The sequence below is a fragment of the uncultured Limnohabitans sp. genome, from assembly GCF_937889215.1.
Classification (GTDB): Bacteria; Pseudomonadota; Gammaproteobacteria; order Burkholderiales; family Burkholderiaceae_C; genus Limnohabitans_A.
On record NZ_CALBEX010000098.1, the window covers coordinates 1 to 10,033 of the forward strand.

Here is a 10,033-nt window from a genome sequence, read left to right on the forward strand (position 1 = left end):
CAGCCTGCGACATGGCTGTCAGCGTGGACACGGCGCATTACTGCCTGAGCGAGGCCAAGCGCGGCCTGATCCCCGCGACCATCAGCCCCTATGTGATCCGAGCCATGGGCACGCGTGCGGCGCACCGTTACTTTTTGACGGCCGAGCGTTTCACGGCGCAGGAAGCGCACCGCGTGGGCTTGGTCCATGAGGTGACAAGCGCAGAGGGCTTGGACGCCAAAGTGACCGAGCTGACCCAAGCGCTGGTCAACGCCAGCCCCAACGCCGTGCGTGCTTGCAAAAAGCTGGTGCAAGACGTGGCCGAACGCGAGATCAACGACGCGCTGGTGGCGCAAACGGTGGCGGGCATCGCCGACATCCGCGCCAGCAGCGAAGGCAAGGAGGGCGTGCAGTCCTTCTTGCAAAAACGAAAACCCAACTGGTTGGTTTGAGGAAAAAACATGTTCAAAAAAATCCTGATCGCCAACCGTGGCGAAATCGCCTGCCGAGTGGCCGATACTGCGCGTCGCATGGGCATCCAGACCGTGGCTGTTTATTCAGACGCCGACGCCGGAGCCAAGCATGTGCAAGCGTGTGACGAGGCTGTGCATGTGGGCGGCTCAGCCCCCAAAGACAGCTACCTGCGCTGGGAGCGGATTTTGCAAGCGGCCAAAGACATGGGCGCTGAGGCCGTGCACCCCGGCTACGGTTTTTTGAGCGAGAACGAAAACTTTGCCAAGGCCTGCGCCGCAGCCGGTCTGGTGTTCATCGGCCCGCCTGCCTCGGCGATTTTGGCGATGGGCCTCAAGGCCGAATCCAAGCGCTTGATGGAAGCCGCCGGTGTGCCCCTCGTGCCCGGCTACCACGGCGCTGACCAAGACCCGGCGCTGCTGCAAGCCGAAGCCGACTGCATCGGTTACCCCGCCCTCATCAAAGCCAGCGCCGGTGGTGGTGGCAAGGGCATGCGCGTGGTCGAAAAGTCCGAAGACTTTGCAGCGGCTCTCGCCAGTTGCAAACGTGAAGCCATCAACAGCTTTGGCAGCGATGCGGTGCTGATCGAAAAGTACGTGCAACGCCCACGCCACATCGAGATCCAGGTGTTTGGTGACACCCAAGGTAACTGCGTTTACCTGTTTGAGCGCGACTGCTCGGTGCAGCGCCGCCACCAAAAGGTGCTGGAAGAAGCCCCAGCCCCCGGCATGACTGAGGCATTGCGTGCGCAAATGGGCGCGGCCGCAGTGGCCGCCGCTAAAGCGGTGAACTATGTGGGCGCAGGCACGGTGGAATTCATCGTCGAGCAAACGGCGTATGACCAACCCGAATCCATGAAGTTCTTCTTCATGGAAATGAACACCCGCTTGCAGGTGGAGCACCCCGTGACCGAAGCCATCACTGGCCTCGATCTGGTCGAGTGGCAGTTGCGCGTGGCCAGTGGCGAGCCGCTGCCCTTGCGCCAAGACCAGTTGCGGATCCAGGGCCATGCCATCGAGGCGCGCATCTGCGCCGAAAACCCCGACAACAACTTTTTGCCCGCCACCGGTACGCTGCAGGTGTACCGCAAGCCTCAAGCGACCAGCTTCGAGCGTGGCACCATCCGCGTGGACGATGGCGTGCGCGAGGGCGACACCATCAGCCCGTTTTACGATTCGATGGTCGCCAAGCTCATCGTGCACGGCGACACCCGCGAGCAAGCGTTGGCGCGTTTGGACACGGCGCTGGCGCAAACCCACATCGTGGGACTGAACACCAATGTGCAGTTCTTGCGCCATGTGGTGCGCAGCGAGGCCTTTGCCACGGCCAAACTCGACACCGCTCTGATCCAGCGTGAAGCCGCTGTGCTGTTCAAACAAGAAGCCGTGGGCTTAGCCGCAGCCGTGGCGGCCGTGGTGGCCCACACCCTGCACGCTGAAAAAGCCCTTCAAGGCGCAGACCCCTTCAGCCGCCGCGATGGTTGGCAGTCGCACGGCCTGGCGCAGCGTCGCTTTGAATTTGCGTGGCAAGACCAGCCGCGCTCAGCTCGTCTGAACTATTTGCACGACGGCGCTCTGAGTCTCTCGCTGGAGGGCGATGACGCCATCTCTGGTGTGTTGACATATGCCGCCCATGGCGCAGGCCTGTGGGTGCAGTGGGGCAGCGCCCCACGATGCTTCAGCCAACTCAACTGGCAAGGCGAAACCGCGCACATTTTCACGCCGCAAGGCGCGACCCGCATCACCGTGCTCGACCCGCTGGCCCACGCTGGCGAAGCCGCGCAGGAAGGCGGGCGCCTCACAGCCCCCATGCCCGGGAAGGTGGTGTCGTTTGCGGTCAAGGCGGGCGACAAGGTCAAAGCCGGTCAGCCCCTGGCCGTGATGGAAGCCATGAAAATGGAGCACACCATCAGCGCACCCAAAGACGGCGTGGTGGCCGAGCTGCTCTATGCCCCCGGCGACCAAGTCGCCGACGGGGCAGAGCTGCTCAAGCTGGGCTAACAAAATCGAACCATGAACATCACTATCTGCTTTGACAAGCTCGACCCCGCACCCTGGGTGCAGGGCTTGCAGCAAGCCTTCCCAGGGGCCACCGTGTCCGCCTGGACCCCCGGCGCACCACCCGCAGACCACGCCATCGTCTGGGCACCGCCCCAGCAGTTCATCGATGAGCAGCCGGGTTTGCAAACCCTGTTCAACATCGGCGCAGGTGTGGATGCTTTGCTGCAGCTGAAACTGCCGCCAGCGCTGAAGGTGGTGCGGCTGGACGATGCGGGCATGTCGGTGCAAATGGCCGAATACGTGTGCCATGCGGTGATCCGGTATTTCCGTGAGTTCGACGGCTATGACGCCGACACCCAATTGGGCAAATGGTCGTACCGCAAACCCCGCAGCCGCGCCGACTTTGCGGTGGGTGTGATGGGCCTGGGTGTGCTGGGCGAACGCGTGGCCAAAGCGCTGCAGGTGTTTGACTTTCCCGTCAACGGCTACAGCCGCAGCCCCAAAGACCTGCCTGGCATCCGCTGCTTCAGCGGGGCGCAGGCTTTGCCCGAATTTCTGGCCGCCACGCGCGTGCTGGTCAACCTGATGCCGCTCACGGCTGAGACCGAAAACATCCTGAACAAAGGCACGCTTTCGCAATTGCAGCCGGGCGGCTACGTCATCAACGTGGCCCGTGGCAAGCATTTGGTGGACGAAGACCTCTTGGCGCTCATCGCCAGCGGCCACTTGGCTGGGGCCACGCTGGACGTGTTCCGCACCGAGCCACTGCCCGCCGACCATGTGTTCTGGCAACAGCCGAAAATCACCGTCACGCCACACACCTCGGCTCGTACCCTGCGCGAAGAAAGCATCGCGCAAATCGTGGGCAAAATGCAGGCGCTGCAGCGCGGTGAGCCCATCCGTGGCGTGGTGGACCACCAGCGCGGTTATTGAACATCCAGAGAATCTCATGACCCTACCTTCACGCGTTCAACTCATCGACGTCGGCCCCCGCGACGGTTTACAAAACGAAAAGCAACCGGTTCCGGCCGAGGTCAAAATCGGTCTGGTGCACCGCCTGCAGGCTGCGGGCCTCACCGAGATCGAGGTCACCAGTTTTGTTTCTCCGAAGTGGGTGCCGCAGATGGCCGACAACGCGGTCGTGATGGCGGGCATCACGCGCCAAGCGGGTGTGCGCTACTCGGTGCTCACACCCAACATGGTGGGCTTTCAGGCGGCGGTGGCTTCGAAGCCCGACGAGATCGTGGTTTTTGGTGCCGCCAGCCAGGCCTTCAGCCAGAAAAACATCAACTGCTCCATCGAAGAAAGCATGGAACGCTTTGCGCCCGTGGTGCAAGCGGCGTTGGCGGCGGGCATTGCCGTGCGCGGGGCCATGAGCTGCACCGTGGGCTGCCCTTACGAAGGCGAAGTCTCACCGGTCAGCGTGGCCCACTTGGCAGGTCTGATGAAGCAGATCGGTGTGCAGCGTGTGGACGTGGCCGACACCATTGGCACGGGCACACCGCTCAAGGTGCAAAAAGCCATTGAAGCCACGCTGCAGCACTTCGACATCGCCCACATCTGTGGCCACTTTCACGACACCTATGGCCAGGCACTGGCCAACACGCTGGCGGCGCTGCAAATGGGCGTGTGGAACTTTCAGTCGTCGGTGGCGGGTCTGGGCGGTTGCCCTTATGCCAAGGGCGCCACGGGCAATGTGGCCACCGAAGACGTGGTGTACATGCTGCACGGCATGGGCATTGGAACGGGTATTGACCTGGACAAGTTGGTGGATGCGGGCGCTTTCATCAGCGACTTTTTGGGCCGCAAACCCAACTCGAACGTGGCCAAGGCCTTGTTGAACAAGCGGGCGGGTTGAGGGCGTTGCAGGCCATCTTTTGGCCCGCAGCTTAAAGCCTGGCAGTGGAACCAGACGGCGTTGTTGGTGAAGCGGTTGGCGCGGGTGTTGGTGCCGCTTCCAATCCCGCATCGGTCAGTGTGGCCGCCAGTGCCGCCGTGAGTTCGTCGAAGTGGGCCATCTGCACCACGCCCTCCAGGTTCAACATGCGCGGCGACTTGGGCTCGATCATCCAAGCCTTGTCGGCCAGGCGCAGCATCTCAATGTCGTTTTCGTTGTCGCCGACCGCCCAGATGTCTTCGAACCGGGGTTGAATGTCGGGGTGTCTGAATTGCCGCACCACATGCTGCTTGGAGATGGTGCTCTGCGTGGCCGCTGCTTGGGTATCGGAATCGGCCATGAACGCGCTGTTGATGCTGAGTTCACCTGTGCACACATCGCCTTGAAACTGCACCGTGTGCGCCAGCGCAAAATCGGCAAAGATGCGTTTCCTGAGGATTTCGGCGGCCACAAAGTAACTGTCTGACACCACGCCCACCATGAAGCCTGCCCGTTTGAAGGCCTTGACGCATTCGATCACGCCTGGCCGAATCGGCATGGCTTTGGCCACCGATTCAAACTTTTGACGGTGCACAAAGCGAAAGATCTGCGCAATGCTGGCGCTGCGCGTCAGCACATCGGGGTTGCTCCCGTCCAGGTGTTTGTTCAACTCGTCGACCTGACCGGTGGCTTGCGCCAACAAGGTGGCAAAGCGGCTGGTGGTCACGGTGCCGTCCATGTCCAGCAGCAGCAATTTCTGGCGATTTTTCTGGCGTGTGATCGCGTAATCCCACGACGCCGTGGCTTGGCGTTGGCTTTCGTACATGGCCGTGATTTGCTCAACATGCAAGCGCCCTGATTCCCTGGCGCGGCTGTAGATGACCCTTGAAATTTCATTCGCCATGGATGTCAGGTCCAGCAAGGGTTGGCTGTTGTGCTCCAAGTGGCCAATGTCCACTTCGGCCAACTTGGCGTTGGCACGCCAGGCATCGATCAACAGACCGACGTCCACGCCATAGCCGTCTTCGAAAGTGAGCTGTTGCAGCAGCGTTTTGCGGGCCCCAATGATGCCGCCCAAGGGTTGGCTGAAATGGGCAATTTCAGGGAAAAACACCTTCAGCATGGGCTTGGCCGTCAGCTCGGTCACACGCCCACCCCCTCGGCCAAAACGCGCTTTCACAAATTCGGCCTGACTCGCGATCAAAGGGCGTGCCAGGTCGCTGATGATGCCCTTGCGCAAGCCCTTCAGATCGCCGTCCAGGTAGACCACGATCTCGCTTTGCGCCAGCAATGCACCATCGGCCATGGAGGCCCCTTTGCCCAACAAGCTGCTGGTGACCACGCTGGCCCCGGCTTCGCGGGCCAGGGTCACGGTGTTGTCGGTAGAGCTGTCGTCAACCACGATCACCTCGGCGGTGGCCGAATCGCTGAGGGCGTAGCGCACCACATCGGCGATGCGCTTTTGCTCGTTCAGCGCCGGAATGATGACGCTGACACACGGCACCAACGGGGGGGCAGGCTGCGCCTTTGGTGGCTGCGCTGTCGGCATTGCGGCAAGCGCCGTGCTGTCCGGTGCTTGCCCGTCGGAGGTGCGCCTGCTTAGCCACTGCCAGATACGTTGCCAATAACGCATGGTCTTCACCTTTCGGTTGGTTGCGCTCGGTGTGTGGCCCAGTGCGCCGTGGGCGTCAGGCGGGGCGAATCACCAACTTACCCAAGGGGGCAGTGCGCGATGCAATTGGAAATTCGAGTGCGCGCTCGCAAGTGGCGCGGGAACTGGGCAACGAGGTCACCTGCTCCATCACGTATTTTACATTTGTTCAAATGCATGGGTCTAGTTGGGGGAAATGCTTTCGCCCAATGCACCTGTCTCGAAGGTGGCAGCCTCAGAGGGTTTTGGGGCCCGACACCTCCGCCAGGTCCCGGTTTCACATCATGGCGATGGGGGTCTGGGCTGCTTTTTCATCAACCTCAAGGCGGTTGATCAGCCCCGCAAGATTGCCTTCGAGTTGCAGCAAAGTGGCTTCGTCCATGCGCTGCAAGGCGTGGGGTAAGACGCCTGCAAACGGGCCCGGTATTTTTTTGAGCAGCTTCAGTCCTTCGGGCAGGACATACAACTCCACCACGCGCCGATCGTGCACAGATTTTTCGCTGTGCAAAAGACCGCTTTTAATGAGTGATTTGACCAAGTTGCTGGTCGTCGATTGATGGATGTCCATCAAGTCGGCCAGTCGCGTCACGCCCAAGCCCGGGTGTTGGGCAACCAGGCTCAAGGCCCAAACTTGCGCTCCACCGATGCCCGATTGCTTTTCCATGGTCTGGAAATGCCGCCGTATGGTGCTGAAAATTAGCCGAAATTGGCGCAAAACCCGAGCGGCTTGGTCATCAAATGCGGCATTTTTTGAAAGGGCATCGCCTGTTTCAAGGGGGGGGTCTGAGCGGAGAGTTGCGGCATGGTGGCGCGTTTTTGTGTGCGCGTAGCATACGCCAAACCCGCGCCCATGGTGCGCTGTTTGCGGCGAAAAAAAAGGGAGGCAAGCCTCCCTTAAGCCTTGTTCTGGCGTTGAAAAGGCATGCACATTATATTGGTGCAAATGGAAGTGGGCGGCGGTATAAACCCTAGGCGTCCCAAAAAGCCTTGTTTCGGGGTTGGGGCCGTGACCACAAGGCCCACTTGGCTGCGGGGCTAAGGGGTTGGCTGCACAATTCGTATTTCTTTGATTCAATGGACAAACCGAGTCACCGCATGACCCTTCAGAAAAACCAGGTGTTGCCCGCAGGAACACAGCCCATGCCGGTCGCAACAGGGGCGACGGACAGATGAACCTGCGCGCTCAGGTGCTGGCCCAGCGGGCGGCGGACGTCCTGGCCGAGGCTTTGCCCCATGTGCCATCGCCTTGCATGTCGGTGTGTGTGATGCACCCGCAAGCGGCGGTGTGCGAAGGCTGTTTGCGCAGCCTGGAGGAAATCGGTGCTTGGAGCCGGATGCCCGATGAAGCCAAGCGTCAAGTTTGGCAGCGCATCCAACAGCAACTCTCTGAGGTGCCCGGTCACTGAACACGGGCACTCAGTGGCATCCTCGGGCAAGTCACTCAATCTGGGCTGCGCTTGACCACGATCAGCACGTTGCAGGGCGATTCTTCCACCAAGGATTTGGCGGTAGAGCCACTCCACCAGCGGCGCAGCAAGTTCTTTTCGTGTTGGTGACCCACCACAATCAAGTCAGCCCCGGCACGGTTGGCAAACTCAGACAGTTCGCGGATCACCTCGCCTTGGAGCACTTCGCCTTGCACGGCAAAACCCATGGCTTGCAGGGTCTGCACCCCTTGGTTGAGCTGCTCTTTGAGCTGCGCCTCCAGCGGGGCATTGTTGGCCGATGTGTAGTAGCCCATTTCCATGGAGCCGACGTCTAAAGGGTTGGGCGCCACGGCCACCAAGGTCAGTCGGGGTTGACCCCAGTGGGCCAATTCTTTCAATTCCAGCAAGGCTTTTTGCCCGCTGTCCGAGCCGTCATAGGCCAAGATGATGTGCTTGTACATGGTCTCTCCTGGTCGGTTTGGGGTGCCTGCCCTCGGGATGGCAGGCCTGCGCAGATGCGCATTGGGACAAATGTATTTTAAGGAAAAGCGGCTTTTTGCAAGTCGGTGATGACCCTATAGACTGTGCAATATTGCGAACCGCAGCCATGACAAACCCCCATGAAAACCATTCATTTTTATTTTGATTTCATCTCGCCGTATGCCTGGCTGGGTTTTGACGCACTGCCGCAGGCGCTGCAAGGCATCAGCCACCGGGTGGTGCACAAGCCGGTGCTGTTTGCCGCCATGCTCAAACACCATGGGCAATTGGGCCCGGCCGAAATGCCCAGCAAACGGGATTGGACTTACCGACAGGTGCTGTGGCTGGCGCGCCAGCAAGGCACGGCCTTGCAGTTGCCTGCCATGCACCCCTTCAATCCGCTGGGTTTGCTGCGTTTGGCCATCGCATGCGGGGCGCAGGGGCAGCCTAGCCGCTATGTGTGCGAAAAAATATTCCGTCATGTTTGGTGCACGGGCCAGGACGCCGCAGACGCCGAGCGTCTTCCCGAGCTGGCCGCCAACTTGAACCCCGCGCAAGACGCGAGCGCGCCCAGCGTGAAGCAGGCCTTGCAGGCGCACAGCGCAGAAGCCATCGCATTGGGCGTGTTTGGGGTGCCCACTTGGGTGGTGGATGGCCGACTGTTTTGGGGGCAAGACGCTTTGCCCATGTTGCGCGCTTATTTGCAGGGCGATGCCTGGTTTGATGGCCCCGACTGGCAGGCGCCGGCGCAGTGCAAGCCAGGTGGTCGGCGCTGAAGCATCACGCCACCGGGGGAGAGGCCTGCGCATCCTGGGCTTCCCAGCGGTTCATGAGCCCTGCGTAAATGGCCACGATGGCCATGAAGATCAGGACAGAGCCCTGCGCAGCCATCCAAAAATGAAAGGGTGCGCCCCAAACTTCAAAAGTCAGATCGCGTGCAAAGAAGGAGGGACCGAAACTCGCCGCCAGCCAAACGCTCAGCAACACCGCTTGCAGGCGACGTTGGCGTTTTTTCAGAGCGCGAGAGCGTGGGGTCGGTTCAGACATGACAGAGCTTAGGGACAAAATGCAGGCCCTTGGCCTCAGTGTTTACCCTTAATTCCCGCAAGCCTGTTGGGACTTACCCTTGTTTTGAGCCACTTCAGGTGCTGTTGCAATAATTCTGTAAGGAAGCACCGACACAGTGCGGCCTGTGCCGTCTTGAATCCTGCATTTGAGACAAGCAAAAACGTGGCGGTTGATTCCGCTGAAATCACATAAGCATCACATTAGGAGATGACTTTCATGACAACTGATAGCAACGCAAAGGCCTACTGGTCGGCGACGCTGGGCCTGTTGACCAAAGTTTTGGTCGTTTGGTTCCTGTGCTCGTACGTCGCAGGCATCCTGCTCGCACCCGCACTCAACAGCATCCACCTGGGCGGTTACCCCCTGGGCTTCTGGTTTGCTCAACAAGGCTCGATTTACATCTTTATCGTTTTGATCTTCTGGTACGCCAAGAAGATGGGCGAGATTGACCGTCAATTCGGCATGCAAGAAGACTAAAAGGAAGACCCACATGGAACTCCAAACCACCATTTATTTGTTCGTGGGTTTGAGCTTTGCGCTCTACCTCGGCATCGCCTTCTGGGCACGCGCGGGCAGCACGTCCGAGTTTTACGTTGCGGGCGGCGGTGTCCACCCCATCACCAACGGTATGGCCACAGCCGCTGACTGGATGTCGGCTGCGTCCTTCATCTCCATGGCTGGCCTGATCTCCAACATGGGCTACGGCGGTTCCGTGTTCCTGATGGGCTGGACCGGCGGTTACGTGTTGCTGGCCATGTTGCTGGCGCCCTACCTGCGCAAGTTCGGCAAGTTCACCGTGCCCGAGTTCATTGGCGACCGCTTCTACTCGAAGTCAGCCCGTAACGTGGCCGTGTTGTGCTTGTTGATCGCTTCGCTGACTTACATCATTGGCCAAATGACCGGTGTGGGCGTGACCTTCGCGCGTTTCTTGGGCGTGACCAGCGAACAGGGCATCTACATTGGCATGGCCATTGTGTTTGCTTACGCGGTGTTCGGCGGCATGAAGGGCATCACCTACACCCAAGTGGCTCAGTACTGCGTGCTGATCGCGGCTTACTTGGTGCCTGCCATCTTCATCTCT

12 protein-coding genes are annotated in these 10,033 nt (G+C 60.3%); 8 read left to right on the forward strand and 4 right to left on the reverse strand.

Annotation, left to right across the window (positions count from 1 at the left end; genetic code table 11):
• The 4 genes from Q0341_RS02490 to Q0341_RS02505 form a co-directional block, all read left to right on the forward strand.
• Window positions 1-431 (forward strand): enoyl-CoA hydratase-related protein (locus tag Q0341_RS02490; RefSeq protein ID WP_299510318.1); only part of this gene is annotated, 431 nt, incomplete at its 5' end.
• Window positions 432-440: 9 nt separating this feature from the next.
• Window positions 441-2,450, forward strand: a complete 2,010-nt coding sequence (locus Q0341_RS02495; protein WP_299510319.1) for an acetyl/propionyl/methylcrotonyl-CoA carboxylase subunit alpha — start codon at window positions 441-443, stop codon at window positions 2,448-2,450.
• A gap of 12 nt (window positions 2,451-2,462) precedes the next feature.
• Window positions 2,463-3,383 carry a glyoxylate/hydroxypyruvate reductase A gene (locus Q0341_RS02500; protein ID WP_299510320.1) on the forward strand — a complete coding sequence of 307 codons (921 nt, stop codon included), beginning with the start codon at window positions 2,463-2,465 and terminating at the stop codon, window positions 3,381-3,383.
• A 16-nt stretch (window positions 3,384-3,399) separates the two neighbouring features.
• Entirely contained in the window at window positions 3,400-4,308 is a 909-nt protein-coding gene (locus Q0341_RS02505) for a hydroxymethylglutaryl-CoA lyase (RefSeq protein ID WP_299510321.1), read from the forward strand.
• A gap of 31 nt (window positions 4,309-4,339) precedes the next feature.
• Here the strand turns inward: Q0341_RS02505 and Q0341_RS02510 are convergent, their stop codons facing one another.
• A complete protein-coding gene (locus Q0341_RS02510) occupies window positions 4,340-5,959 on the reverse strand; it encodes a glycosyltransferase (protein ID WP_299510322.1) in 1,620 nt (539 codons plus the stop codon).
• A 295-nt stretch (window positions 5,960-6,254) separates the two neighbouring features.
• Window positions 6,255-6,641: a MarR family winged helix-turn-helix transcriptional regulator gene (locus Q0341_RS02515; protein ID WP_299510323.1), complete on the reverse strand. Its 387-nt coding sequence runs from the start codon at window positions 6,639-6,641 to the stop codon at window positions 6,255-6,257.
• Window positions 6,642-7,146: 505 nt separating this feature from the next.
• Here Q0341_RS02515 and Q0341_RS02520 point away from each other — a divergent pair.
• The gene (locus tag Q0341_RS02520) at window positions 7,147-7,383 is read left to right on the forward strand and encodes a DUF1289 domain-containing protein (protein WP_299510325.1); all 237 of its coding nucleotides are present in this window, start codon (window positions 7,147-7,149) and stop codon (window positions 7,381-7,383) included.
• Between the two features lie 35 nt (window positions 7,384-7,418).
• On the opposite strand, the gene Q0341_RS02525 is transcribed toward Q0341_RS02520, so the two are convergent.
• Window positions 7,419-7,865, reverse strand: coding sequence for a universal stress protein (locus tag Q0341_RS02525; RefSeq protein ID WP_299510327.1), 447 nt, complete (start codon window positions 7,863-7,865; stop codon window positions 7,419-7,421).
• A gap of 159 nt (window positions 7,866-8,024) precedes the next feature.
• On the opposite strand from Q0341_RS02525, the gene Q0341_RS02530 reads away from it, so the two are divergent.
• The gene (locus tag Q0341_RS02530; protein ID WP_299510329.1) at window positions 8,025-8,660 is read left to right on the forward strand and encodes a 2-hydroxychromene-2-carboxylate isomerase; all 636 of its coding nucleotides are present in this window, start codon (window positions 8,025-8,027) and stop codon (window positions 8,658-8,660) included.
• 4 nt (window positions 8,661-8,664) lie between these two features.
• On the opposite strand, the gene Q0341_RS02535 is transcribed toward Q0341_RS02530, so the two are convergent.
• Window positions 8,665-8,931, reverse strand: coding sequence for a sodium/substrate symporter small subunit (locus Q0341_RS02535; protein ID WP_299510331.1), 267 nt, complete (start codon window positions 8,929-8,931; stop codon window positions 8,665-8,667).
• Window positions 8,932-9,168: 237 nt separating this feature from the next.
• On the opposite strand from Q0341_RS02535, the gene Q0341_RS02540 reads away from it, so the two are divergent.
• Together Q0341_RS02540 and Q0341_RS02545 are read left to right on the forward strand one after the other, a co-directional pair.
• On the forward strand, window positions 9,169-9,429 hold the full coding sequence (locus Q0341_RS02540; protein ID WP_299510333.1) for a DUF4212 domain-containing protein: 261 nt from the start codon (window positions 9,169-9,171) through the stop codon (window positions 9,427-9,429).
• Window positions 9,430-9,442: 13 nt separating this feature from the next.
• The coding region (locus Q0341_RS02545; RefSeq protein WP_299510335.1) for a VC_2705 family sodium/solute symporter at window positions 9,443-10,033 on the forward strand (591 nt) is incomplete at its 3' end.